Below are 23,654 nucleotides of genomic sequence, written 5' to 3'. Positions count from 1 at the left end.
TGTTACTGTCGGAAACCGGCTGACTGGTTTCTTATTTGACGACGTGCTTGGTGGTTTGCGCGACATCAAAGTCCGCTTCCGTTTGCGGAATCTGGCCGGCCTTGCGGGCGGCGTAGAACTCGGCCATGACTTCTTCGCGCGTGACCTTGCTGGCGGCGGTGGCCGGCGTTTTCGGGTAGTCGACTTCGCTGGTGGCGATTTCGCCGGCGTTGCGGGCACGGATGTATTCGGCCGTGACATCGGCGCGCGTCAGTTGCTGGCCGGCGGCGGGTGCGGCGCCTTGCGCGAAAGCCGAGGTGACGGTGGTGATGGCGAACAGTGCTGCGATCAGTGATTTGGCTTGCATGGTAATACTCCAATAGTTGCATGATGGCTGGGTGGATGGGCCGGCTCGCCACGTACCGGTCGGTTTGACGGCGCCGCGCGGTGTGGGCGCGGCGCCGTCAATGAAGCGTTTCTGGATGAGAAACTGCTTACTTGAATTAACTATAGCAATGAATAGTACATTTGTGAAGTAAATTCTGAAAATATTTGTGCGATGCCGCATTTCTTGACGGAAATGCATTGCAGGCGTGCGCCGTCGCCTTGGCCAGGCGCGTACCATGGATTTTTTGATGAATGGGAGTCAGCCATGAGCAGCAGCAGCCTCGATCCGGATAATTTACCCGTCACCCCCGACCGCGTGCTCGGCAGCGGCCATGGCAAGGGCGCGCTCGGGCCCAGCGACAGTTCCGACAGCGGCAGCGACATGCAGGGCGTGCCGGGCCAGGATGCGGAGGCGCTCGACAGCGACAGCGATGCGGCCGGCACGGGCGAACGGGCGGGCGTGGAGCCGCAGAACGCGGCGCCCGATGGCGGCGACATCGACGTCGATCATGTGGAGAGCATGGCGCCAGTGCGGCCGGCCGACGGCGGCGACGACGCCGGGGAGCCTCCCGTGCCGGCGCCAGCGGCGCCGCGCTGAATCGCGGCCGCCAGGAATTGCTGCCGCCGCTGCGCCTTCAGCGTAAAATGTGCCTGGGGCGGCATGTGTTGCGCCATGGCCAGCCGGCCGGCACAGGATAGGATGTCAGAGGATGCAAACGCAGATGTCGGAAGACAAAGAAAAAGGCTTGATGTCGATGTACCGCGAGACGCGGCCGCGCGAGTTTATCGCCGAAAAAAGCACCACCAACCACCTCGCGTGGAGCTTGCTGGTGATCGTGCTGGCGCTGGCGTTCTGGATGAGCGTGGCCCTGGTCGCGGCGGAAAACCAGCGCCATGCCCTGGAAACGGGCATGTGCCAGGATCATGTGTTTCCGACGGAAATCGATACGTCCTGCCTGAAACAGGTCCGGTCGCGCGATCACTGGTGGCAGCACCTGGGCCATGCGCTCGTGCATATGGGCAGGTGAGCCGGGCGCGAGTCCGGAAACTGAACTGGAAAACCGGGCCGGGCGGCCGGCCTGAGATGAGCGGGGCCGCCAGGGCCGGGATGCGGCTATTGCGGGAGGCGCCATGCCACGCGATGATGCACGCGAGCAGCCGCAATGGCTGTTTGCGCGCCACAGGGCTTTGAGCACGCGCCAGTTGCTGCGCGCGTATGGGCTGCTGTGCCTGTTTTCCGCCACGATCTCCGCCGCCTTTGCGCTGCGCGGCTTTTGGTATATCCCCATGTTTTCTTTTGCCGAACTGAGCCTCGTGGCGCTGGCCTTGCTGTATTACGTGCGCCATGCGCACGACTACGAGCATATCGCCTTGCGCGATGGGGAATTGATCGTCGAGCAAGTGCGCGCCGGCCGTTGCCGGCGCCACCATTTCGCCCCGTGGCGCACGCGCATCGTGGTGCCGCGGGGCGCGCGTCAGCTGATCCGCATCTGCGACCTGCGCGCGGGCGGCGCGCAGCTGGTGGTGGGCGCGTTCGCCACGCCGGAGCGGCGACGCCAGGTGGCGCAGGAACTCAGCGCGCTGCTGCCGTCGCCGTTCTGAGTCCCCGTGCCCGGCTTCCTTACTTGGCCCGCGATGGTCCCGCCCACAGGTTGATATTGCCTTCGCGCGCCTGGACGTCGATGGCGGCCAGCTCGTCGGCCGTGAACGCCAGCTGCTGCAGCGCCGCCACGTTTTCGCGGATCTGCGCGCTGCTGCTGGCGCCGATCAGGGTCGAGGTGATGCGCGGATCGCGCAGCACCCACGCCAGCGCCATCTGCGCCAGGGTCTGGCCGCGCTGCGCGGCGATCGCGTTCAGGGCGCGCACGCGGGCCAGGTTTTCCGCGCTCAGGTGCTGTTGCGTCAGCGAACCGCCGCCAGGGCGGTTGACGCGCGCATCCTGCGGCACGCCGTCCAGATATTTATCGCTGAGCAAGCCCTGCGCCAGCGCCGTGAACGTGATGCAGCCGATGCCTTCGTCCTGCAAGGTGTCGAGCAGGCCGTCTTCCTCGATCCAGCGGTTGAGCATGTTGTAGGACGGCTGGTGGATCAGGCATGGCACTTTCCACTCTTTCAGCAGCTTGGCCGCCTCGGCCGTCTTTTCCGGCGAATACGAGGACAGGCCCACGTACAGCGCCTTGCCCTGCTGCACGGCGGTGGCCAGCGCGCCCATGGTTTCCTCCAGCGGCGTGTCGGCGTCGTAGCGGTGCGAGTAAAAGATGTCGACGTAGTCCAGGCCCAGGCGCTGCAGGCTCTGGTCGAGGCTGGCCAGCACGTATTTGCGCGAGCCGCCGCCCTGGCCATACGGGCCGGGCCACATGTCCCAGCCCGCCTTGGTGGAAATGATCAGCTCATCGCGGTACGGTAAAAAGTCGTCGCGCAGCAGCTTGCCGAAATTGCTTTCCGCGCTGCCATACGGCGGACCGTAGTTGTTGGCCAGGTCGAAATGCGTGATGCCCAGGTCGAAGGCCGTGCGCAGCATGTCGCGCTGCGAGGCCAGGTTGTTGCTGTCGCCAAAGTTGTGCCACAGGCCCAGGGACAGCAGCGGCAGTTTCAGCCCGCTGCGCCCGCACGTGCGGTACTGCATGCTGTCATAGCGGTTCTCGGCGGCGTGGTACGTCATGGCATCTCCTGAGTATATGAATCGCTTATTTTCGCGCAAAATCAAAGACTGCGTGCGGCACCCGTTGCGTGCCGCTTGCGCCAGGCGCGGCGCCCCTTACAATGGCTGTTCAGGAGTCTGGCTACGAGCGAGGAACGGTCATGGAAATCGAATTGAAATTGCTGTTGGCGCCAGAAGACGCGGCCCGCCTGCGCGCCCATCCGCTGCTGGCGGACTATACGGACAAGCGGCAAGGGGAACCGCAGCTGCTGGCCATGCACGATATCTATGTCGATACGCCCGACTTGCAGCTGTGCCGGCACCAGGCGGGCTTGCGCGTGCGCCAGGTCGACGGGCGCTGGGTGCAAACCCTGAAGGCGGGCGGCAATGTCAGCGGCGGCTTGCACAGCCGCCACGAATGGGAGGGCGAAGTGGCCGGTCCCGCGCCCGAGCTCGATGCGCTCGACGCGGCCATTGGCCGCAAGCAGCCGATCCGTGCGCTGCTGCGCCGGGATGCCGTCCGCGACGCCTTGCGGCCCGTGTTTACCACGCGCATCGAACGCACGGCCTGGCAGCTGCGCACGCCGCAGGGCGACCACATCGAATGCGTGCTGGACCAGGGCGAGATACGGCACGGTGCGGATGGCGACGCGCGCAGCGTACCGGTCAGCGAGATCGAACTGGAGTTGAAGCAGGGGCAGGCGAGCAGCCTGTTCGATGTGGCGCTGGCCCTGCTGCACGACGTGCCGCTGCGGCTGGGCCACATGAGCAAGGCGGAACGCGGCTACCGGCTGGCCGCGCAGCAAGGCGTGCAAGCCGTCAAGGCGCAACCCTTGCGGCTCGATGGCGACATGACGGTGGAACAAGTCTTCCTGGCCATCAGCGGCAATTGCCTGGAGCAGGTGAGCGGCAACCAGGAGGGCGTGGCGCAGGGCGACGACGTGGAAAGCCTGCACCAGATGCGCGTGGGACTACGCCGCCTGCGTTCGGCGCTGGGCATGTTCAAGTCCCTGCTGGCGCTGCCGGACGGCTTGAAGGCGGAACTCGACTGGCTGGGCGGGGCGCTGGGCGAGGCGCGCGACTGGGACGTGCTGGCCGGGAATACCCTGGCGCAGCTCGATGGCGACGCGGCGGCCGATGCGGCGGCGCTGGTGCAGGCGGCCCAGGAGCAGGCGCGCATCAAGCATGCGCAGGCGGCGCAGGCCGTCAACTCCACGCGCTACACGGCCTGGATGCTGGGCTTGCAGCGCTGGCTGCAGGCGCGCGGCTGGCGCGACGCGGCCACGGCGCGCCAGCTGCGGCAGCTCGATGCGAATGTTTCCCCGTTTGCCCGCAGTACCTTGCGCAAGGACCAGCGCCGCCTGATGAAGCGTGGCAAGCGCCTGCTGCATGCCACGCCGCAGCAGCGCCACCAGGTGCGCATCGCGGCCAAGAAGACGCGTTATGCGACGGAATTCTTTGCCTCGCTGTTTGCCCCCCGCGCCGTGAAGCCGTATGTGGGCCGCCTGGCGGCGCTGCAGGATGAGCTGGGCTGGCTCAACGATGTGCGGGTGGCGGACCGCCTGCTGCAGGAATTGCCCGATGGCCAGCCCGACCACGCCGAATTGCGGCTGCACGCGGCGTTCCTGCGCGGCTACCTGGCGGCGCGCGCGCAGTCGCAGGGCACGGATGGCAGCATGCACAAGGCCTGGCGGCGTTTCAAGGCGGCCCGCTCGCCCGCATGAACGCCTGCCTGGCGGCGGGAGGCCTGGCGGCGCGCTACGCCAGCGGGCGTTGCAGCAGGCGTTCGAGGATGGCCAGCGGCGATTTGGCGGGATCGGCCATGGCGCTGACGGGCAGCAGCCAGGTTTGCTCCAGCGCATGTTGTCCGCGCAGGGCCGCATGCGATACCACGTCGCTGAAGACGACCCAGGTCTGGCCCGGCGCGAAAGAATAACTGTGCTGTTCCACTTCTGCCTGGTAGGCCAGATCAGCCTTCATGGCGTCGTGCAGCTGCAGCATGTAGTGGTCATACGGCGTGCGGCGCGACTTGGTGACGTGCAGCCACTGCAGCAGGGACGCCACCCCTGGCCGTGGCCGCGTCGCGCGTGGCAGGAAGCGCTGCGCCACCTGTTCGAATGGCGCGCCCAGCTTCCACACGCGCGGCGCGTGTTCCGGGTGGATGTTGGTAAACACGCGCAGGATGCGCCGGCCCTGCGTGGGCGAGGCGGGGAAGCTGTCGACATGCAGGCGCGTGTCGTCCTTGCGCCACGACGTCACCCTGCCGGCGATTTCCACGGGACGGAAGCTGCCCTTGCCCTGTTGCAGGTGGGGCTGATAGCGGGGCAACAGGCTGACCAGCAAGCTGTGCGTGTGCCGCGCATAGCGCTGCATCAGCGCGGCCAGCAGGGCCGCGTCATAGGCATCGCCATGGCCGCGCACGCCGCGCGAGGGATCCCAGCTGATATTCTTGGCGCTGCCGGCCGCGCCGGTAAGCAAGGGGCATTCTTCTTGTTGTAAAGGAAATGCCAGGCTGGGCAGCCGCAGCAGCTGCCCGTCTTCGAGCGCCTGCAGGGCCGCCGTCTGTTGCGCCATACTGGCGCTGGCGTCCCACTGGCTGAGGGGAATGTCGACAAGCTTGCTCATGGACATGAAGTGAGTAGGGATTCGGAGCCGCCAGTCTAGGCGCCTGCCGGCCGCTCCGTTTGCGCTGGCGCAGGAAGTCCTTACAGTTTGCTGTTCTGGCAGCCCGCGCTCACGCATTCGCGCACGCGGTCCTGCAGGAATTGCGCGCGTTCGATGGTGGTCTGGGTGGCGCAATCGAGGTTGACATAAAAGCCCGACGATTCGCGTTTGGAGCAATTTTGGTTGCGGTTGCCGATCCACGCCAGCTGGCCCGATTTCAGCTTCTGCTTACCATTGGCATCGAGCTTGGCGGCCAGTGCCTTGTAGTTGGCGTTGAGTTCCTTGTCCGCTTCCTGGTACACCTTGTTCAGGCAATACAGGCCGTCGAAGTCGTTGCGCGGCGTGTCGCAGGCCGAGTTGGCGAAGGCGGAACCGGAGGCAAGGACGAGCAGGGCAAGCATGAATTTTTTCATTTTTTTTCTTTCAGCGAGTGGATAGGCGCAGGGCGCATGGCCAAGCGTTGCTCTTGCGCATCTTATAACAACTTGCGCAAGCACCTTGTTCGATTGAACGGGGGCGTTGCCCAGATGGACTATCCGCCGGGGCAAAAAAAAGAAGCCTGGCTGGCAAGCACAGGCTTCTTTTCACAGAGCGTTACCGCGGCGCGTGCCGCAGTCGGGTCCGTTTGACGTTGACAGGAACGCGCTTACGCGAAGTTCTTGGCAACGAATTCCCAGTTGACCAGGCCCCAGAACGTTTCCACGTACTTGGCGCGCAGGTTGCGGTAGTCGATGTAGTAGGCGTGTTCCCACACGTCGCAGGTCAGCAGCGGCTTGTCGCCGGTGGTCAAAGGGCAGCCGGCGTTCGAGGTGTTGACGATGTCGACGGAGCCGTCGGCTTTTTGCACCAGCCAGGTCCAGCCCGAACCGAAGTTGCCCACGCAGGACTTGGTGAATTCTTCCTTGAACTTGTCGAACGACGACCACTTGGCGTTGATCGCGTCAGCCACGGCACCGGTAGGCGCGCCGCCGCCGGCTGGCTTCATGCCGTTCCAGTAGAAGGTGTGGTTCCATACTTGCGCCGCATTGTTGAAGATGCCGCCCGACGATTTCTTGATGATTTCTTCCAGCGACAGGTTCTCGAACTCGGTACCCTTGATCAGGTTGTTCAAGTTGGTGACATATGCCTGGTGATGCTTGGCATAGTGGTATTCCAGGGTTTCTTTCGAAATATGCGGCGCCAGAGCGTCCATTTCATACGGCAGTGGTGGCAGAGTATGTTCCATGTGATGTCCCTTTGTGGTGAGTATTCGGAGTCTACCGGCCTGCGGCCGGAGGTTGAGCCAAGCGTGCTTGCAGCAGGCATTCTTGCTGAACGAGCCACTATTGTAAAGCGGATGCGCCATTGCTGCAGATTCCGCCGCGCGTTGGCGGAGCGCCTGGCGTAGTGATTCTCGTTCAGCACCGGCCCTAGCGAAAACGGCGCGTCGTTTCCCTGACGATCAGTTCCAGCGGCGGGATCGCCGCCCGCACGGTCTCGCCATTGATCAGCCCCAGCAGCGCTTCGGTGGCGATGCGGCCGATGTCGTACAGGGGCTGGTGGATGGTGGTCAGCGGCGGCGTCGTGTAGGACGAGCCGGGCAAGTCATCGAAGCCCACCAGCGAGATATCGTCGGGCACGCGGATGCCCTTGCGGTACAGGCACAGGCGCACGCCGTAGGCAGACAGGTCATTGGCGGCGAAGACGGCGCTGAACTGTTGATGCGTGTCAAACAGGTGGTTCATGGCCAGCATCCCGCTTGCCTCGTGGAAATCGCCTTCCACCATCAGCATCGGGTCGATGGCGATGTCCGCCTCGCGCAGCGCGCGCTGGTAGCCCGTCAGCCGTTCGGTCGCATCCGAGTTGTTGGCGGGGCCCGCCACAAAGGCGATGCGCCGGTGCCCCAGCTCCAGCAGGTGGCGCACGGCCAGGTAGGCGCCGTATTCGTTGTCGAGCTTGAAGCCGATGGCGCTCTTCGTCGCCAGCGCGCGGCCCGTCGAGACGATGGGCCGCTGCTGCGAGAAGTCGAGCACGCTGTCGTCCGAGATGCGCCCGGACAGCAGGATGATGCCGTCGACCTTGCGCGCCAGCAGCAGGCGGATGCGGTCTTCCTCTTCCTGCGCATTCCAGTGGCCGCTGACGATGACGGACGCATAGCCCGTGCCCTTCAAGCCATCGTCCACGCCGCGCAGGCTCTCGTCGAAGAAGGGGCTGGAAATATCCTGCACCACGATGCCGATGGTCATCGAGCGGCCCTTCTTCAGCCCCTGCGCCATCTGGTTCGGCGCGAATTTCATGTGCGCGATGGCCGCCAGCACGGCGTCGCGCTTGTCGTCGGACACCTTGGCCGTGCCATTCAGGATGCGCGAGACGGTGCTGGGCGACACGCCGGCCTGGCGGGCGACGTCGAGCAGGGTGGAGGGAGGGGCGGCGTGGGCGCTATCGGTCAAGGTGATTCCCGGATATCAAGATGGCAGTTCTCAGTGCTCTGAAAACCTTTTCAGTGAAAGATTACCATAAATGCCCACGCGGGGCCGCAGGTCCGGGGCAGGTCGGGTTGGCCCGCAGGGCGCAAGCCGACACATCACGGCCGGCCATGCGTCGGAACGAGCCCTCTCCCGCCCCCAATGCTGTCGGATTACGCGTCCGGACACCTCGACGACCGCGCTAAGCCGACCCATCGTTGAAAACGTTTTCACAAAAAACAACGGCGAACCAAGGGACGCATTTTTGCGCCTTTTCATAGGAGAGCACGCGCAGCGACAGCCCTCTGGCCACGCCACCCTCAATAAAAATGACAACTTTTTCGGTTGACTTGATTTTCTTTGCGGTGTTAAATGGACACATGTTGTGAAAACGTTTTCAAGATAGAAGACGCTCAATAAATGGAGACGAAACAATGAAGTCAAGTATTCCTGGCGCCAAGCCCCTGGCTGCGCTTGCCCTGGCCTTGCCGCTCGCCGCTGGCGCCGCCACCCCGGCGGCCACCGTGGCGGGGGCCGCTCCCGCGCTGGCCCCCGCCACCATCACCGTCGCCTCGTTTCCCGACCTGGACCGTGCCGTGAAGACGGCCTTGCCCCTGTGGGAAAAGCTGTATCCGCAAGTGAAGGTCAAGCTGGTCAGCCTGCAGATCGACGACCACCATAACTCGATGACGACGGCGCTGGCGGCCGGCGCGCGCCTGCCCGACGTGATGGCCATCGACTTCCGCTATGTCGGCAGCTTCGCCGAATCGAAGGGCATGGAAGACCTCCTGCAGGCGCCATATGGGGCAGGGCAGTACCGCGCCCAGTTCGTGCCATTCACCTTCGTGCAGGCGACCAGTTCGCGCGGCACCCTGGGCGCCATGCCGGCCGACCTGGGACCGGGCACCCTGTTCTACCGCAAGGATCTGATGGACAAGGCGGGCATCAAGGAAAGCGATTTGACGGCTTCGTGGGAGTCGTATATCGCCGCCGGCAAGAAGCTCAAGGCGGCCACGGGCACCTATCTGCTGGCCGGCGCCAGCGACCTGGCCGACATTGTTATCCGCGCCAATTTGAAAGATGGCGAAGGCATTTACTTTGGCGACAAGGGACAGGTGCTGGTCGACTCGCCCCGTTTCGTGAAAGCCTTTGAATTGGCCAAGGCGGCGCGCGTGGCGGGCATCGATGCCCGCACCGTGGCGTGGACGGGCGAGTGGGCCGAAGGTTTTAAACGCGACAAGGTGGCCAGCCAGATGATGGGTTCCTGGCTCAGCGGCCACCTGGCCAAGTGGCTGGCGCCCGATTCCAAGGGCCAGTGGCGCACCGCGAATTTGCCGGCCGGCGCGCTGGCGTCGTATGGCGGCTCCTTCTACGGCATCCCGAAAAAGGCGGCCAACAAGGCGCAGGCGTGGGAATTCATCAAGTTCATGACCGTCAACAAGGATATCCAGCTGCACTCGCTGAAGGAGATCGGCGCCTTTCCCGCATTGACGGCGGCGTATGCGGACCCCATGATGGACGAGCCGCAAGCCTATTTCGGCGGCCAGAAGACGCGCCTGCTGGCGCGCGACACGGCGGCGAAAATCCCCGCCATCCGCGTCGACAAGTTCGACGCCGTGGCGCGCGACATTGTCAACATGGAGCTGGAAAGCGTGCTGGCGCAAAACAAGGATATCAGGACGGCGCTGGCCGACGCCAAGGCCCTGATCACCCACCGCGCGCGGCGCTAGGACGCGGCATGAACACGACCATGCCATGCGCCGAAACCGGATCCATTCCGGCGCGGCCCGCAAAAAAACGCTTCAACATGAAAAAATGGGCGCCGTACATTTTCATCAGCCCCTTCTTCATCCTGTTCGCCGTCTTCAGCCTGTTCCCGCTGCTGTTTTCCATCTATTTGTCGTTCAACCAGTGGGAAGCGGCCAGCGGCGTGGAAGCCATGCAGTGGGTGGGCCTGGACAACTACAAGTACGCCTTGAGCGACCCATGGTTCTTGCGCTCGCTGGGCAACACGCTGTGGCTGGCGCTGGCCTCGGGCGTGCCGCAGCACCTGGTGGCCATTCCGCTGGCAGCCTTCATCCACCACAGCTTCAAGCGCTCGCGCAACCTGGTGATCGGCATTTACTTTTTACCGTTCATCACCTCCAGCGTGGCCATCGCCATGGTCTTCAATACCCTGTTTTCGCGCGACTATGGCCAGATCAATGTGCTGATCGAATGGTGCGCCAGCCTGCCGCTGGTGGGCGGCCTGTTCCCGTCAGAGTCGATCGACTGGCTGGGCAGCTCGCTGTTCATCAAGCCGGCCGTCGCCTTCGTGATTTTCTGGCGCTACCTGGGCTGGAACCTGGTGCTGTACCTGTCCGCGCTGCAGGTGATACCGAAGGACTTGTATGAAGCGGCGACCATCGACGGCGCCTCGACACGCCAGCAGTTCTGGTACATCACCCTGCCGCAGCTGCGCCCCATGATCTACCTGGCCGTGACCCTCACCATCATGGGCAACCTGCAGCTGTTCGAGGAACCGTTCGTGCTGGTGGCCGAGTCGAGCGGCGTGAGCCAGTCCGTGATGACGACGGCCATCTTCGTCTACAAGACGGCGTTTTCGTCGGGCGACTTCGGCACGGCGTCGGCCATTTCCTGGCTGCTGTTCCTCATCATCGCCAGCACCACCTGGGTTAACAACCGCATCTTCAGCCGCAATGAACGTCAAGAACGCAAGGAGGCACGATGAACACCACCCGCTGGACGGCCTACGCCATGGTGGCCATCGGCGCCCTGATCATGGTCGCGCCGTTCTACTTCATGTTCGTCTTCGCCACGCACACGAGCGCCGAGATCTACAGCCTGCCGCCGCCGCGCTGGTTCGGCACGGCCCTGCTGCACAACCTGGAACTGCTGCAGGAGCGCCTGCCGTTCTGGCGCAATATCGGCATCAGCCTGTACGTGGCCCTGATGACCACCGCCCTGACCCTGTTCTTTTGCTCGCTGGGCGGCTATGCGTTCGCCATGTACGAATTCCGCTTCAAGCGGCCCTTGTTCACGCTGGTGATGGCGTCGATGATCATTCCGTCCTTCATGAACATGATCCCGACCTTCATGCTGATGGATTTCCTCGGCTGGCTGGACCAGCCGCGCGCCCTGTACGTGCCGGGCGCGGCCGGCGCGCTGGGCATCTTCCTGATGCGCCAGTACATCGGCACGGCCATCCCGAAGGATTTGATCGAGGCGGCGCGCATCGACGGCTGCGGCGAATTCGCCATCTACTGGCGGGTCGTGCTGCCGCTGATCGGCCCCGCCATGGGCACGCTGGGCCTGATCACCTTCATCAACTCCTGGAACAATTTCATCACGCCGCTGGTGGTCATGCGTTCGGTCGAGAACTACACGATCCCGCTGGCCCTGCGCAGCATGCAGGCGCCGAACAACACGGAGTGGGGCGCGCTGATGACGGGCGCCGCCATCGCCGTGCTGCCGCTGCTGCTGATGTTTTTTGTCGCCTCCAAGCGTTTGATTGAAGGCCTGACCCAGGGCGCCGTCAAAGGCTGATCCACACATTTATCTCAACCCCTCACACTGACATGACCACCATGCATAACGACGACATCGACACCAACTTTCCCGCCACCTTCACCTGGGGCGTGGCCACCAGCGCCTACCAGATCGAGGGCGCCGCCGCCATCGACGGCCGCGGCCCGTCCATCTGGGATACCTTCAGCCACACGGAGGGCAAGATCATCGACGGCAGCAATGGCGACGTGGCCTGCGACCACTATCACCGCTACTTTGATGACGTGGAGCTGATCGCCAGCCTGGGCGTGAACGCCTACCGCTTTTCCATGTCCTGGTCGCGCGTGCAGCCTGCGGGTGCCGGCGCCTGGAACGAGGCGGGCTTCGACTTTTATGCGCGCCTGCTCGACGCGCTGGCCGCCAAGGGCCTCGAGGCCCACCTGACCCTGTATCACTGGGACTTGCCGCAAGCCTTGCAGGACGAAGGCGGCTGGCTCAATCGCGCCACCTGCTATCACTTCGCCGCCTATGCGGCCGAAGTGGCGCGCCGCTTCGGCCACAAGGTCGCCAGCATCGCCACCCACAACGAGCCATGGTGCACGGCCGTGCTGGGCCACGGCACGGGCCAGTTCGCGCCGGGCATGGCCGACCCGGCCGCCGCCGTGCAGGTGTCGCACCACCTGCTGCTGTCGCACGGCCTGGCCATGCAGGCGATGCGCACCGTGGACGCGCCGGCCAAGCTGGGCATCGTGCTCAATCAATGGACGGCCACGCCCGCCACCGACAGCGCGCAGGACCGCGAGCTGGCCGACCTCGAATATGCGCGCTCGGTGCAGTGGTATATGGACGCCATCTTCAAGGGCCGCTACCCGGCGCTGGCCCTGAAACACCCGGATGCTTCCGCTTTGTCCATCTTTGAAAACGATTTCATAGATATCAGGCAGCCCATCGATTTCCTCGGCGTGAACTACTACACGCGCGCTTTCATGAGCGCCGAGACGCCGCCGCGCAAGCCCGAATGCAAGCTTGGCGTCAACGACATGGGCTGGGAAACCTACCCGCAAGGCTTGACGGAGCTGCTGGTGGGCCTGCACCGCGAATACCGTCTGCCGCCCGTCTACATCACGGAAAACGGCATGGCCGTGGCCGACAAGCCCGTCGACGGCAAGGTCCACGACCAGCCGCGCATCGAGTACGTGCGGCTGCACCTGGACGCCTTGCGCGCCGTGATCGCCCAGGGCATCGACGTGCGCGGCTATTTCTACTGGAGCCTGATGGATAACTTCGAGTGGAATTCGGGCTACGCCAAGCGCTTCGGCATGCTGTACGTCGACTACGCCACGCAGCAGCGCAGCTTCAAGGACAGCGCCCTGTGGTACCGCGATTTCATCGCCGCGCAGGGCGCCGCGCATGCCGATGCCGCCGTCCTGGCCGGGGAGCACTGAGATGGCCGCCATCTCGCTGCGCGGCATCCGCAAGACCTACGCCGACGGCCCGGAAATCGTCAAGGGCCTCGATCTCGATATCCATGATGGCGAATTCATGGTCTTCGTCGGGCCGTCCGGCTGCGGCAAGTCGACCCTGCTGCGCATGATCGCGGGCCTGGAAGACATCAGCGCGGGCCAGCTGCGCATCGGCGACTTGCTGGCCAACGACGTGGCGCCGGCAGAGCGGGGCATCGCCATGGTCTTCCAGAGCTACGCGCTGTATCCCCACATGTCGGCGCGCGACAACATGGGCTTCGCCCTGAAACTGGCGGGCAGGCCGGAGGCCGAAGTGCGCGCGGCCGTCGGCAAGGTGGCCGAGATCTTGCAGATCACGCACCTGCTCGACCGTAAACCCAAGGCCCTGTCGGGCGGCGAACGCCAGCGCGTGGCCATCGGCCGCGCCATCGTGCGCCAGCCCAAGGTGTTCTTGTTCGACGAGCCCTTATCCAACCTCGATGCGTCCTTGCGCGTGCAGACGCGCATCGAACTGGCCAAGCTGCACCAGGAACTGGGCACCACCATGATCTATGTCACGCATGACCAGGTCGAGGCCATGACCCTGGGCGACAGGGTCGCCGTCTTCCACGGTGGCCACCTGGAGCAGGTGGGCGCGCCCCTGGACCTGTACCGCCACCCGGCCAGCCAGTTCGTGGCTGGCTTCATCGGCGCCCTGCGCATGAATTTTTTGCCGTGCGCCGCCGTGCCGGGCCTGGCCAGCCAGCTCGGTGGCGAGACGGGCATGCTGGTCGGCATCCGCCCCGAACACCTGCGCCTGGTGCCGCGCGGGGAAGGCTACGGCGCCACCGTCACCCTGATCGAGCAGCTGGGCGACGCGCAGATCATCCACGCGACGCTTGACGATCGCATCGACGGCGGCCCGCATGCGGTGGCCATCAAGCTGCACGGCGAGGCGCGCCACGCGCTGGCGCAGGGCAGCGCCATCGGCTTCGCGCCGGAAGAGGGCCATGCCTTTCTATTCGACACGGGCGGGCGCGCCGTGGCTACCCACTGACCCGCACGGAGGCGACATGACTTCAGATTGACACCCAAAAAATGTGCAGCAGTAGCCAAAGAGCTATGTGATCATCATTCAACCAGCGGTACAGGAGACAACAACAATGCAACAGCTCAAACGCAACACCATCGCCTTCAGCCTGGCGCATGCGACCTTCGCCCAGTGCATCCTGCTTGGCAGCGGCACCGCCATGGCGCAAGATGCCGACAAGGCCACGGCGGCCCAGCCAGCCGAACAGATGGACCGCATCGTCGTCACGGCCACGCGCCGCAACACCTTCGTGCAGGAGACGCCGCTGGCCGTCACCGCCTTCAACCAGGACACCCTGCAAAACAATCAAGTGAAAGACCTGGCCTCGCTGGCCACCATGGTGCCCAGCCTCGTCGTCGAGCAGCATGGCGACTCGGGCGGCGTGCACGTCTACATGCGCGGCGTGGGCTCGGCCAACCACACGGAGCTGGGCGACCCGGCCGTCGCCTTTTATGTCGACGGCGTGTATTCGCCGCGTCCCCAGGGCGCCACGGCGCTGATGTATGACTTGAGTCACGTGGAGGTGGCGCGCGGACCGCAGGGCACCTTAAATGGCCGCAATTCGACGGCGGGCGCCGTCAACCTGGTGTCGGCCGCGCCGAATACGTCCAAGTTCATGGGTTCGGCCGGCATCACCGTGGGCGACTACCGCCACCTGCAGACGCAGGGCATGATCAACATCCCGTTTTCCGACGACGTGGCGCTGCGCATCGCCGCCATCAAGGATAGCCACGATGGCACGGTGGATTTCCGCCGCGGCTCGAACGTCATGCCGGGCACGGCCAAGTATGGCGCGGGCGACCAGATGGGCGTGCGCGCCTCGCTGCTGTGGAAGTTCACGCCGCAGCTGCGCGGCACCTTCATCGCCGACTACTTCCTCGACCAGGGTGCCGGCAATGTCTTCCTGGCCGCCGAACCGGCGCCGGGAACGAAGCTGCGCTCGGCCCTGATCGACACGCCGGGCACCCTGGACCAGTCGATTTTGACCTACAAGGGCAAGCTCAATTACAAGCCGACGGAGGCGCTGGACTTCACGTACCTGGGCAGCTGGAGCCGCTACAAGCGCCAGAACAGCAACGATGCGGACGCGGGCCTGTTCCCCGGCTTCAAGTCGGAAAACCGCACCGACTGGGCGCAGTTCGACAGTTATTCGCATGAGCTGCAGGCGCGCTCGGACGACGAGGCGCCGTTCCAGTGGGTGGCCGGCCTGTTCCTCTTCAATGAAAAGAACAAGGTGCGCTTCGATATCGACCGCAGCCAGATTTCGCAGGCCGCCGTGCAGCAGGATATCGCCAACGGCGCCGTGATCTTCGTGCAGCCGACGGTGGGCCAGTATGCGTCGTCGATGTCCTTCATCCAGGGCGACCGCCAGCTCAAATCGAAAGCCGTGTTCGGCCAGGTCAGCCAGCAGGTGACGGACCGGATCAAGCTGACGGCCGGCGCGCGCTACACGAAGGACCACAAGTTCGATATCGGCGGGCAGAACTGGGCCTGCCCGAACTGGCCCGCCAACACGCCGCTGGGCACCACCGTGCTCACGCCGGACCAGATGGCGCAGCTGGTCACGCCGGGCACGGGCCTGGCCAACACGCACAATATCGGACCGGGCGGCGCCATCACGGCGGCAACCTGCGGCAATACGCCGGGCGACAACACGGCGGACCTGAAATATGGGCAAGCCACCTGGCTGGGCCGCATCGAGTACAAGCTGCGGCCGGACATGCTGCTGTTCGGTTCCGTGACGACGGGTTTCCATTCGCCGGCCATGGGCGACGGCGGCGCCACCACCAAGCCGGAAAAGCTGACCAGCTACGAGATCGGCTTCAAGTCGGACTTGCTGAACCGCGAACTGACGCTGAACCTCGATGCCTTCGTGATGAAGTACAAGGACAAGCTCGAATCGCAGGTGGTCAACAGCGTGCTGGCCAACTTCAACGCGGCCGGCGCCACCGTCAAGGGCCTGGAAGCGGAGTGGGTCTGGCGTCCAACGAAGGTGGACCGCCTGACGGGCAACGCCACCTGGCTGAAAGCCGTGTACGACGATTTCCTCTCGTGCGACGTGGATGCGGCGCGCGCGAATGGCCAGGCCTGCGGTTCGACGGCGCCGCTGGTGAACGTGGGCGGCAGCACCATGAAGCACGCGCCGAAGTTTTCCACCACGGTGCAGTACGAACATGACTTCAATGTGGCCGGCGGCCAGCTCACGCCGCGCGCCTCCGTGCACTATGAAACCATGTCCTACGTGGGGGCGGGAGCCTTCAACGGCGACGTGCCGGGCCACGCCGGCGTCAAGCGCCAGGAAGCCTACACGACCCTGGACCTGAGCCTGCGTTTCCAGCCGGCGAACAAGGCATACACGGTGGAAGCGTTCGTGCAGAACGCCACCGACAAGGCCGTCAAGCTCGACGTGCTGGAGCTGTGCACGGATGTGGGCATGCCATGCCAGCCCACGCAGCAGATCTACGGCGCCTTCTACAACGCGCCGCGCACGTTCGGCGCGCGCGTGTCGATGAAGTTTTAATGCGGTAGTGTGAAAGGGCAGTTGCAGTCGCAGTCCACTCAGTAGCGGAAGGTGTTGGGCCGGGGAGCTTCCCCGGCCTTTTTTATGCCAGCGCTTGTTCCAGCGCTTGTTCCAGCGCTTGTTCCAGCGCTTATTCCAGGGTCGCTTGCACGCTGGCGATGCCGACCTGCGCGCTGCCTTCGGCCAGGCGCACGTTGACGTTCTGGCGCGCCTGCAGCTGCGCCGGCGAGCGCACGATCTGCCCCTTTTCATCGCGCAGGATGGCATAGCCGCGTTCCAGGGTGCGCTGGGGGTTGAGCAGTTCCAGCTGCGCCGCCAGGCCGTCGAGGCGGTGGCGCCGCTGGCCCAGCTGCTGCGCCATGGCCGCGCCGCTGCGGCGCTGCGCTTCGGCCAGGCGGGCGCGCGGCGCCGTGACGTCGGGGCGCAGGTTGGCCCAGCGCGCGCGCAGCCGTTCCAGCGCATATTGCGACTGGTTCAGCGGCGCGCGCGCGGCGTGCGTCATGGCCGTCGACAGGGCCAGCAGCTGCAGGCGCTGCTGCCGCAGCTGCGCCTTGGGATTGAGCAGGCGGCGGCTGTGGCGGTCCAGGGTCTGCGCCGCGTCGTCGAGGCAGCGCCGCATGGCGCGGCGCAGGTCCGCCGCATCGGCGCGCAAGGAAGCGAGCCAGTCGGCGCGCGGCGTGGCCGCCAGTTCGGCCGCCGCCGTCGGCGTGGCCGCCCGCAGGTCGGCCGCGAAGTCGGCGATGGTGAAGTCCGTCTCGTGGCCCACGCCGCTGATGACGGGCATGACGCAGTCGGCGATCGCATGCGCCACGCCTTCATCGTTGAACGACCACAGATCCTCGATGCTGCCGCCGCCACGGCACACCAGCAGCACGTCGCACTCGGCCCTGGTGGACGCCGTGCGGATGGCTTGCGCGATTCTCTCGGGCGCCTGCTGGCCCTGCACGGGCGTCGGATACAGAATGATGGCCACGTGCGGCGCGCGGCGCTTGAGCGCGATCAGCACGTCGCGCAGGGCGGCCGCCTGCGGGCTGGTGACGATGCCGATCGTGCGCGCGAACATGGGAATGGCGCGCTTGCGCTCGGGGTCGAAGAGCCCTTGCGCGGCCAGCTTTTCCTTCAGGCGCTGGAACGCTTCATACAGGGCGCCCACGCCGGCGCGGCGGATGGCTTCCACGTTGATCTGGTAATCGCCGCGCGCGCCATACAGGGTGACGAGCGCGCGCACTTCCACCTTGTCGCCTTCGCGCGGGGTGAAGCCGGCGTACTGGGCGCGGCCGCGGAACATCACGGCGCGCACCTGGGCGCCGTCATCCTTCAAGGTGAAATACCAGTGGCCGGAGGCGGCGCGCGTGAAGTTGGAAATCTCGCCGGCGATCCAGGTCAGCGGGAACGAGCGTTCGAGCAGGCGCGCGACGGCCTGGTTCAGGGCGCTGACGGTCAGCACGGGCGGGGCGGCAAAGCCGCTGTCGGTGGGGGTATCGGTCATCATCTGGTGCTATGGGGGAGGGAACTGTCCACATATTATCGGCGAGGTCATGCTTATGTCATATATCGCGCAAAACAACAAGATCTATTTCTAAGTATTTGATTTCATGATGAATTTCCGGGTGCTTGATTTGCGTGCAGAGGGAAAAAGTCCTTTAATATCAAGCACATCAGTGAAGCGCGTGCCACTTACGCACAAAGTTATCCACAGAAAGTGTGCGGAACTTTTTGTCCAGCACAACAGGCCCGGATTGCTCGGTGGCGGTGGATAAAAAATACTCTGCCACATTTTTGCGCATGGAAATAAAGCGTTGATGAATCAAGGGCTTAGTATCGCATGCCTGGCCTTGCGCACAATCTTATCCACAAAAAATGTGCAGAACTCCACCAGGCGGGCGGGGCGAGCCATCGCCAGGCCCATTGCCTGGCTTGCCTTCTTTTTGCGCAACCTGAATAAGGCTATATAAATCAATGACCTAGCATGCAAGCGGGCGCCTTGCTCACAATCTTATCCACAGAATGTGTGCAAAACCGCATAAATCGTTTCACCGTGTGGCGCACTTTTCCATCGCTGCGCGCCGCCATTTATCTGCCTCATTTTTCAGCAGTGAAAAAAAGTCCTTTGAAATCAAGGGTCTTGCATGGAGTCAATCGGCTTGCTCACAATCTTATCCACACTTTATGTGTGGAACTGCAGCGGCGGTGGAAAAGTGGCATGTCGCGGCCAAATGTGTGCGGAAAAAGCGGCCTTTTCCACCCTTGCCACATTTTTATGCAGGCCAATAAAAACGATATAAATCAATGTACTTAGCGCCGATCTTTGCGCTTGCACACAATCTTGTCCACAGATTGTGTGCAGAACTTTATGGCCCGCCCAAGGCCGGCTGGATAGCTGCCTGCCACATTTTTACTCAGCGATATAATTATCTTTAAAATCAGTGGCTTATGCGAATTCCACCGCCTTGCGCACAATCTTGTCCACAGTAAATGTGCAGAACTTTTATTTTGTTGATTCTCTGACATTGACTAAGCGCGATAAGCTGCTATGCCTGTATTTTGCGCAGGAGGATAATCCTGATGTAAATCAATGACTTGGCGTCTGATGTTCATGCTTGCTCACAATCTTATCCACATAAAATGTGCAAAACTGGCTGCCGCAGGCGGGGGCGTGCCGCAGGCTGTGCATAACGGTGCGCGCGGGCGCCACTTGCCGCCGGCGCGTCAACGCGCTACATTGCGCCATTCCGCCGCCGGCGCGCAATTGCTTGCGCCGCCGGCTACGGCGCTGGGTACAATACATGCTGTTCAGGCCATAGTCCGCCTTCCCATTACCAGGAGTTTCTTTTGCTCGCTATCTTCCAGGCCGCTGGCTGGCCCATCTGGCTGTTATTGATCGCTTCCATCGTGGCGCTGGCCCTGATCATCGAGCGCTTGCTGTATTTGCGGCGCGCCAAGATCCTGCCCCGCAAACTGTTCGATGAAGTGGTGCAGGTATATCGCAACGGCAAGATCACGCCCGACACGGTGGCCAAGCTGGAAGACAATTCGCCGCTGGGCGTGGTGCTGGCCGCCGCGCTGCGCAACGTCGACGCGCCGCGCGAGGTGATGAAGGAATCGATCGAAGAGGCGGGCAGCGGCGTGGCCCACGTGCTGGAACGCTACCTGACGACGCTGGGCACCATCGCCACGCTGGCACCGTTGATGGGCCTGTTTGGCACGGTGGTCGGCATGATCGAGATCTTCGGTTCGCAAAACGCCAGCGGCTCCAATCCCGCACAATTGGCGCACGGTATTTCCGTCGCCCTGTACAACACGGGCTTTGGCCTGGCCATCGCCATGCCGACCCTGGTGTTCTACCGTCACTTCCGCGCCCTTGTGGACAGCTTCGTCATTGATATGGAGCAGCAGGCGGTCAAGTTCGTCGACATTGTCCACAGTGGCCGCAAATGAACTTCCGCAGAGGCAAGGGGCGTGAAGACCCCGAAATCAACCTGATCCCGTTCATCGACGTGCTGCTGGTGATCCTGATCTTCCTCATGGTCAGCACCACCTACAGCAAGTTTACGGAGCTGCAGATCACCTTGCCCACGGCCGACGCCGAACAGGCGAAGGAAAAGCCGCAGCAGATCGACGTCACCATCGACGCCAAGGGCAACTATACGGTGAACCGCGAACCGGTCTCGTTCCGCGACGTGGCCGGCCTGGCCGACGCCTTGCAGGCGGCGGCGAAGGCGGCCAACGGCGGCAAGGCGCCGGCGCAGACGCCCGTGGTGGTGGTCAACGCCGACCAGTTCGCCATGCACCAGATGGTCATCCACGTCATGGAGGCGGCACGCCTGGCCGGCTATGAAAAGCTGACGTTTGCGGCGCAAGCGGGCGGCAAGTAAGCGCTTGTTCAACCCCAATCGCAGTGCTGGGGTCAGACCCGCCGGGTCTGACCCCGGATTTTAAATTGGGGTCTGACCCGCCAAGTCAGACCCCAGCCCTTTACTCCTCACCGCATGCCCACATCCTCCCCCGCCAAGCTTGAATCCACTCTCACCCGCGCCTGGCTGCGTCGCGGGCCGCTGGCGTGCGCGCTGTGGCCCGTGTCCCTGCTGTTCGGCGCCCTGAGCGCCGTGCGGCGCGGCCTGTACCGTGCCAATATCCTGAAATCGGCGCGCCTGCCTGTGCCCGTCGTCGTCGTCGGCAACATCTTTATTGGCGGCACGGGCAAGACGCCGCTGACGATCTGGCTGGTGCAAGCCTTGCGCGACGCAGGCATGCGTCCGGGCGTCATTTCGCGCGGCCATGGCAGCGCCGACCGCGCGCCGCGCGCCGTCAGCGCCAGTTCCACGCCGCGGCAGGTGGGCGACGAGCCGCTGCTGATCTTCCAGCATGGCGGCTGTCCCGTGATGGTGGGGCGCGACCGCGCGCAAGCGGGCAGGGCGCTGCTGGCCGCGCACCCGGAGGTCGACGTGCTGGTCACGGACGACGGCTTGCAGCACTACGCCTTGCAGCGCGACGTGGAAATCGTGCTGTTCGACGGCCGCGGCGCCGGCAATGGCTGGCTGCTGCCGGCCGGGCCCCTGCGCGAATCGCCGCGCCGCCGGCGCGACGTGACGGTGATCAATGTGCCCGAGTTGACTCCGGCGCTGGTGGCGCAGGTGGCGCCGCCCGCCACCCTGGTGGTGCAGATGCTGCTGGCGGGTGGCGTGGCCGAGCGCCTGGCCGACCGTAGCGAACAACTGCCGCTGGCGAGCCTGGCGGCCAGCGGCCGGCGCATCGTGGCGGCGGCCGGCATCGGCAATCCGCAGCGGTTTTTCAGCATGCTGCGCGGCGCCGGATTGCATTTTACGGAGCTGCCCCTGCCCGACCATCATGACTTCCTCGACCAGCCATTTGCCGCGCTCGACACGGATGTGATCTTGATCACCGAGAAGGATGCAGTAAAATGTGCGCAAATTGAATATCTCAAAGATGACCCGAGACTGTGGGTCGTCCCCGTCAGTGCGCGCATCGATCGCGCGCTGGCCCAACAAATTGTGGAGAAATGTCGTGGACGCTCGACTGCTTGATATCCTGGTCTGCCCTGTTTGCAAGGGTCCGCTTGAACACGATAAGAAGGCGCAGGAACTGATTTGCCGCGCCGACCGCCTGGCCTACCCGATCCGCGATGGCATCCCCATCATGTGGGCGGACGAGGCGCGCACCCTGCTCGACGCAGTGGAATAAGGATGGCGTTCATCGTCATCATCCCGGCCCGCCTGGCCTCGACGCGCCTGCCCAACAAGCCGCTGGCTGACCTGGGCGGCAAGCCCATGGTGGTGCGCGTGGCCGAGCAGGCGGCCTTGTCGGGCGCCGCCCGCGTCATCGTCGCCACCGACCACGACGACATCCGCGCCGCCTGCGCCGCGCACAACGTGGAAGTGTGCATGACGCGCGCCGACCATCCGTCGGGCACGGACCGCATCGCCGAAGTGGCGCGCACGCTGGACTTGCCGCCCGACGCCGTCGTCGTCAACCTGCAGGGCGACGAGCCGCTGATCGATCCGGCCTTGCTGGCCGCCTGCGCCGCGCAGATCAGCGCGGCCGTCCCCATGGCCACGTGCGCCCATCCGCTGCATGACGTGGCCGATGCGTTCAACCCGAACGTCGTCAAGGTGGTGCTGGACAAAAACGGCCGCGCGCTATATTTTTCGCGCGCCACCATCCCGTGGCACCGCGACGGCTTTGCGCAGTCGAAGGACAGCCTGCCGGCAGGCTATGTGCCGCTGCGGCATATCGGCCTGTATGCCTACAGCAATGCGTTCCTGCAAGCGTATCCTGGCCTGTCCGCCTCGCCGCTGGAAGCCATCGAGGCGCTGGAGCAGTTGCGCGTCTTGTGGCATGGCCATGCCATCGCCGTGCATGTCACGGACTCGGCTCCGGCCGCCGGCGTGGACACGCCGGAAGATTTACAACGCGTCCAGGCGCACTACCGCGACCTGTAAGCGCTACCCGCAAAACGGCAGGCATGCAAATATAATTTGTATGCCTGCAGCAAAAACCACATTTTGAAACGTCCGCTTCGATAATTGCTGGCTTTGATCAATCAGGGCATGGCAAATCGACAGCAAACTGGCGTTTCGGGGATTTTTTGTGGTAAGTTTCGTAGGGAAAGATAGCCATAGCAACATCATCTAAAAATAATTACACATACCACCATCCAAAATCTGTTTTTTAGGAACTTATCAATGCGTCTGATACTTTTAGGAGCACCCGGTGCCGGCAAGGGCACCCAAGCTAACTTCATCAAAGAAAAATACAATATTCCACAAATCTCCACGGGCGACATGCTGCGCGCGGCGATCAAGGAAGGCACCGAACTGGGCCTGGCAGCGAAAAAAGTCATGGATGCGGGCGGCCTGGTGTCGGACGACATCATGATCGGCCTGGTCAAGAACCGCCTGCAGGAAGCCGATTGCGCCAATGGCTACCTGTTCGACGGCTTCCCGCGCACCATCGCGCAAGCGGACGCCATGAAAGATGCCGGCATCAATGTCGACTACGTGCTGGAAATCGACGTGCCCGATGAATCGATCATCGAGCGCATGGATGGCCGCCGCAGCCACCCGGGTTCGGGCCGCGTGTACCACGTCAAATTCAATCCGCCCAAGGTCGATGGCGTCGATGACATCACCGGCGAGCCTTTGATCCAGCGCGATGACGACAAGGCGGAAACCGTCAAGAAGCGCCTGGACGTGTACCACAACCAGACGAAAGTCTTGCTGGGCTACTACAATGACTGGGCCAAGTCCGGCCTGCCAGGCGCGCCGAAATACCGCCGCATCGCCGGCGTCGGTCCGGTCGAGCAAATCCGCGACAGCGCATTTGCCGCCCTGGCGGAATAAGCAGTATTGAAAAGCGGACCTGAGTGTCCGCTTTTTTTGTGCCCGCTTTTCGCCAGCGGCGCCGTGTCGTTTTCGTGGTTCGGTTTTTTTGCAGGTCGTGTTTTCCTGGCTGCGCGTGC

The 23,654-nt window shown here is 63.8% G+C and carries 23 protein-coding genes; 16 read left to right on the top strand and 7 right to left on the bottom strand.

The genetic code is table 11. The annotated features are described in order from the left end of the window. Positions 1 to 31 precede the first annotated feature (31 nt). A complete protein-coding gene (locus BM193_RS07525) occupies positions 32 to 346 on the bottom strand; it encodes a DUF4148 domain-containing protein (protein ID WP_092798426.1) in 315 nt (104 codons plus the stop codon). A 285-nt stretch (positions 347 to 631) separates the two neighbouring features. Here BM193_RS07525 and BM193_RS07520 point away from each other — a divergent pair, with 285 nt between their 5' ends. From BM193_RS07520 to BM193_RS07510, 3 genes are all read left to right on the top strand, one after another. Further along, positions 632 to 964: a hypothetical protein gene (locus tag BM193_RS07520; RefSeq protein ID WP_092798427.1), complete on the top strand. Its 333-nt coding sequence runs from the start codon at positions 632 to 634 to the stop codon at positions 962 to 964. 124 nt (positions 965 to 1,088) lie between these two features. Continuing rightward, positions 1,089 to 1,394 (top strand): hypothetical protein, encoded by a 306-nt coding sequence (locus tag BM193_RS07515; protein ID WP_254785943.1) that lies wholly within the window; start codon positions 1,089 to 1,091, stop codon positions 1,392 to 1,394. A 103-nt stretch (positions 1,395 to 1,497) separates the two neighbouring features. After that, a complete protein-coding gene (locus BM193_RS07510; RefSeq protein ID WP_092798429.1) occupies positions 1,498 to 1,968 on the top strand; it encodes a DUF2244 domain-containing protein in 471 nt (156 codons plus the stop codon). Between the two features lie 19 nt (positions 1,969 to 1,987). On the opposite strand, the gene mgrA is transcribed toward BM193_RS07510, so the two are convergent. After that, complete coding sequence (gene mgrA, locus BM193_RS07505; protein WP_092798430.1) at positions 1,988 to 3,028, bottom strand: L-glyceraldehyde 3-phosphate reductase; 1,041 nt, start codon at positions 3,026 to 3,028, stop codon at positions 1,988 to 1,990. Between the two features lie 140 nt (positions 3,029 to 3,168). On the opposite strand from mgrA, the gene BM193_RS07500 reads away from it, so the two are divergent. Beyond that, positions 3,169 to 4,731: a CYTH and CHAD domain-containing protein gene (locus BM193_RS07500; protein WP_175533193.1), complete on the top strand. Its 1,563-nt coding sequence runs from the start codon at positions 3,169 to 3,171 to the stop codon at positions 4,729 to 4,731. Between the two features lie 34 nt (positions 4,732 to 4,765). Here the strand turns inward: BM193_RS07500 and BM193_RS07495 are convergent, their stop codons facing one another. The 4 genes from BM193_RS07495 to BM193_RS07480 all read right to left on the bottom strand — a co-directional run bounded on the left by BM193_RS07495 (position 4,766) and on the right by BM193_RS07480 (position 8,100). Further along, the gene (locus BM193_RS07495) at positions 4,766 to 5,632 is read right to left on the bottom strand and encodes a Kdo hydroxylase KdoO (protein WP_092798432.1); all 867 of its coding nucleotides are present in this window, start codon (positions 5,630 to 5,632) and stop codon (positions 4,766 to 4,768) included. Between the two features lie 80 nt (positions 5,633 to 5,712). Continuing rightward, positions 5,713 to 6,084, bottom strand: coding sequence for a lysozyme inhibitor LprI family protein (locus BM193_RS07490; RefSeq protein ID WP_092798433.1), 372 nt, complete (start codon positions 6,082 to 6,084; stop codon positions 5,713 to 5,715). Positions 6,085 to 6,317: 233 nt separating this feature from the next. Beyond that, a complete protein-coding gene (gene sodB, locus BM193_RS07485; RefSeq protein WP_071078930.1) occupies positions 6,318 to 6,896 on the bottom strand; it encodes a superoxide dismutase [Fe] in 579 nt (192 codons plus the stop codon). 184 nt (positions 6,897 to 7,080) lie between these two features. Continuing rightward, positions 7,081 to 8,100, bottom strand: a complete 1,020-nt coding sequence (locus tag BM193_RS07480) for a LacI family DNA-binding transcriptional regulator (RefSeq protein WP_092798434.1) — start codon at positions 8,098 to 8,100, stop codon at positions 7,081 to 7,083. A 449-nt stretch (positions 8,101 to 8,549) separates the two neighbouring features. Here BM193_RS07480 and BM193_RS07475 point away from each other — a divergent pair, with 449 nt between their 5' ends. The 6 genes from BM193_RS07475 to BM193_RS07450 all read left to right on the top strand — a co-directional run bounded on the left by BM193_RS07475 (position 8,550) and on the right by BM193_RS07450 (position 16,675). After that, a complete protein-coding gene (locus BM193_RS07475) occupies positions 8,550 to 9,845 on the top strand; it encodes an extracellular solute-binding protein (protein WP_092798435.1) in 1,296 nt (431 codons plus the stop codon). Between the two features lie 77 nt (positions 9,846 to 9,922). Next, a complete protein-coding gene (locus BM193_RS07470; protein WP_217638488.1) occupies positions 9,923 to 10,846 on the top strand; it encodes a carbohydrate ABC transporter permease in 924 nt (307 codons plus the stop codon). Continuing rightward, positions 10,843 to 11,661 carry a carbohydrate ABC transporter permease gene (locus BM193_RS07465; protein ID WP_092798437.1) on the top strand — a complete coding sequence of 273 codons (819 nt, stop codon included), beginning with the start codon at positions 10,843 to 10,845 and terminating at the stop codon, positions 11,659 to 11,661. Before BM193_RS07470 ends, BM193_RS07465 begins: the two co-directional genes overlap by 4 nt. Before the next feature lie 32 nt (positions 11,662 to 11,693). After that, the gene (locus tag BM193_RS07460) at positions 11,694 to 13,067 is read left to right on the top strand and encodes a GH1 family beta-glucosidase (RefSeq protein WP_092798438.1); all 1,374 of its coding nucleotides are present in this window, start codon (positions 11,694 to 11,696) and stop codon (positions 13,065 to 13,067) included. A 1-nt stretch (position 13,068) separates the two neighbouring features. After that, positions 13,069 to 14,121 carry an ABC transporter ATP-binding protein gene (locus tag BM193_RS07455; RefSeq protein ID WP_092798439.1) on the top strand — a complete coding sequence of 351 codons (1,053 nt, stop codon included), beginning with the start codon at positions 13,069 to 13,071 and terminating at the stop codon, positions 14,119 to 14,121. Positions 14,122 to 14,227: 106 nt separating this feature from the next. Continuing rightward, entirely contained in the window at positions 14,228 to 16,675 is a 2,448-nt protein-coding gene (locus BM193_RS07450; RefSeq protein ID WP_092798440.1) for a TonB-dependent receptor, read from the top strand. A 130-nt stretch (positions 16,676 to 16,805) separates the two neighbouring features. On the opposite strand, the gene xseA is transcribed toward BM193_RS07450, so the two are convergent. Beyond that, complete coding sequence (gene xseA, locus BM193_RS07445) at positions 16,806 to 18,167, bottom strand: exodeoxyribonuclease VII large subunit (protein WP_092798441.1); 1,362 nt, start codon at positions 18,165 to 18,167, stop codon at positions 16,806 to 16,808. Positions 18,168 to 19,507: 1,340 nt separating this feature from the next. Between xseA and BM193_RS07440 the strand changes: the two genes are divergently transcribed. The 6 genes from BM193_RS07440 to adk all read left to right on the top strand — a co-directional run bounded on the left by BM193_RS07440 (position 19,508) and on the right by adk (position 23,535). Further along, positions 19,508 to 20,113, top strand: coding sequence for a MotA/TolQ/ExbB proton channel family protein (locus BM193_RS07440; RefSeq protein ID WP_092798442.1), 606 nt, complete (start codon positions 19,508 to 19,510; stop codon positions 20,111 to 20,113). After that, entirely contained in the window at positions 20,110 to 20,550 is a 441-nt protein-coding gene (locus tag BM193_RS07435) for an ExbD/TolR family protein (protein WP_092798443.1), read from the top strand. The genes BM193_RS07440 and BM193_RS07435 overlap by 4 nt, the downstream gene beginning before the upstream one ends. A 114-nt stretch (positions 20,551 to 20,664) precedes the next feature. Beyond that, positions 20,665 to 21,720: a tetraacyldisaccharide 4'-kinase gene (gene lpxK, locus BM193_RS07430; protein ID WP_092798444.1), complete on the top strand. Its 1,056-nt coding sequence runs from the start codon at positions 20,665 to 20,667 to the stop codon at positions 21,718 to 21,720. Beyond that, positions 21,701 to 21,877: a Trm112 family protein gene (locus BM193_RS07425; protein ID WP_092798445.1), complete on the top strand. Its 177-nt coding sequence runs from the start codon at positions 21,701 to 21,703 to the stop codon at positions 21,875 to 21,877. The genes lpxK and BM193_RS07425 overlap by 20 nt, the downstream gene beginning before the upstream one ends. Positions 21,878 to 21,879: 2 nt before the next feature. Beyond that, positions 21,880 to 22,635: a 3-deoxy-manno-octulosonate cytidylyltransferase gene (kdsB, locus tag BM193_RS07420; protein WP_092798446.1), complete on the top strand. Its 756-nt coding sequence runs from the start codon at positions 21,880 to 21,882 to the stop codon at positions 22,633 to 22,635. Between the two features lie 243 nt (positions 22,636 to 22,878). Then, on the top strand, positions 22,879 to 23,535 hold the full coding sequence (gene adk, locus BM193_RS07415) for an adenylate kinase (RefSeq protein WP_070224611.1): 657 nt from the start codon (positions 22,879 to 22,881) through the stop codon (positions 23,533 to 23,535). Positions 23,536 to 23,654 lie beyond the last annotated feature (119 nt).

It is taken from the genome of Janthinobacterium sp. 344, assembly GCF_900112025.1.
GTDB lineage: Bacteria > Pseudomonadota > Gammaproteobacteria > Burkholderiales > Burkholderiaceae_D > Janthinobacterium.
This window is presented reverse-complemented; position numbering and strand designations above follow the sequence as displayed.

Bases quoted from the DNA above. Each gene is read 5' to 3' on its own strand.
- lpxK (WP_092798444.1), top strand. From the start codon at position 20,665: ATGCCCACATCCTCCCCCGCCAAGCTTGAATCCACTCTCACCCGCGCC.
- BM193_RS07515 (WP_254785943.1), top strand. From the start codon at position 1,089: ATGTCGGAAGACAAAGAAAAAGGCTTGATGTCGATGTACCGCGAGACG.
- BM193_RS07475 (WP_092798435.1), top strand. From the start codon at position 8,550: ATGAAGTCAAGTATTCCTGGCGCCAAGCCCCTGGCTGCGCTTGCCCTG.
- kdsB (WP_092798446.1), top strand. From the start codon at position 21,880: ATGGCGTTCATCGTCATCATCCCGGCCCGCCTGGCCTCGACGCGCCTG.
- BM193_RS07465 (WP_092798437.1), top strand. From the start codon at position 10,843: ATGAACACCACCCGCTGGACGGCCTACGCCATGGTGGCCATCGGCGCC.
- sodB (WP_071078930.1), bottom strand. From the start codon at position 6,896: ATGGAACATACTCTGCCACCACTGCCGTATGAAATGGACGCTCTGGCG.
- mgrA (WP_092798430.1), bottom strand. From the start codon at position 3,028: ATGACGTACCACGCCGCCGAGAACCGCTATGACAGCATGCAGTACCGC.
- xseA (WP_092798441.1), bottom strand. From the start codon at position 18,167: ATGATGACCGATACCCCCACCGACAGCGGCTTTGCCGCCCCGCCCGTG.
- adk (WP_070224611.1), top strand. From the start codon at position 22,879: ATGCGTCTGATACTTTTAGGAGCACCCGGTGCCGGCAAGGGCACCCAA.
- BM193_RS07470 (WP_217638488.1), top strand. From the start codon at position 9,923: ATGAAAAAATGGGCGCCGTACATTTTCATCAGCCCCTTCTTCATCCTG.
- BM193_RS07525 (WP_092798426.1), bottom strand. From the start codon at position 346: ATGCAAGCCAAATCACTGATCGCAGCACTGTTCGCCATCACCACCGTC.
- BM193_RS07460 (WP_092798438.1), top strand. From the start codon at position 11,694: ATGACCACCATGCATAACGACGACATCGACACCAACTTTCCCGCCACC.
- BM193_RS07500 (WP_175533193.1), top strand. From the start codon at position 3,169: ATGGAAATCGAATTGAAATTGCTGTTGGCGCCAGAAGACGCGGCCCGC.
- BM193_RS07510 (WP_092798429.1), top strand. From the start codon at position 1,498: ATGCCACGCGATGATGCACGCGAGCAGCCGCAATGGCTGTTTGCGCGC.
- BM193_RS07520 (WP_092798427.1), top strand. From the start codon at position 632: ATGAGCAGCAGCAGCCTCGATCCGGATAATTTACCCGTCACCCCCGAC.
- BM193_RS07435 (WP_092798443.1), top strand. From the start codon at position 20,110: ATGAACTTCCGCAGAGGCAAGGGGCGTGAAGACCCCGAAATCAACCTG.
- BM193_RS07490 (WP_092798433.1), bottom strand. From the start codon at position 6,084: ATGAAAAAATTCATGCTTGCCCTGCTCGTCCTTGCCTCCGGTTCCGCC.
- BM193_RS07455 (WP_092798439.1), top strand. From the start codon at position 13,069: ATGGCCGCCATCTCGCTGCGCGGCATCCGCAAGACCTACGCCGACGGC.
- BM193_RS07495 (WP_092798432.1), bottom strand. From the start codon at position 5,632: ATGAGCAAGCTTGTCGACATTCCCCTCAGCCAGTGGGACGCCAGCGCC.
- BM193_RS07450 (WP_092798440.1), top strand. From the start codon at position 14,228: ATGCAACAGCTCAAACGCAACACCATCGCCTTCAGCCTGGCGCATGCG.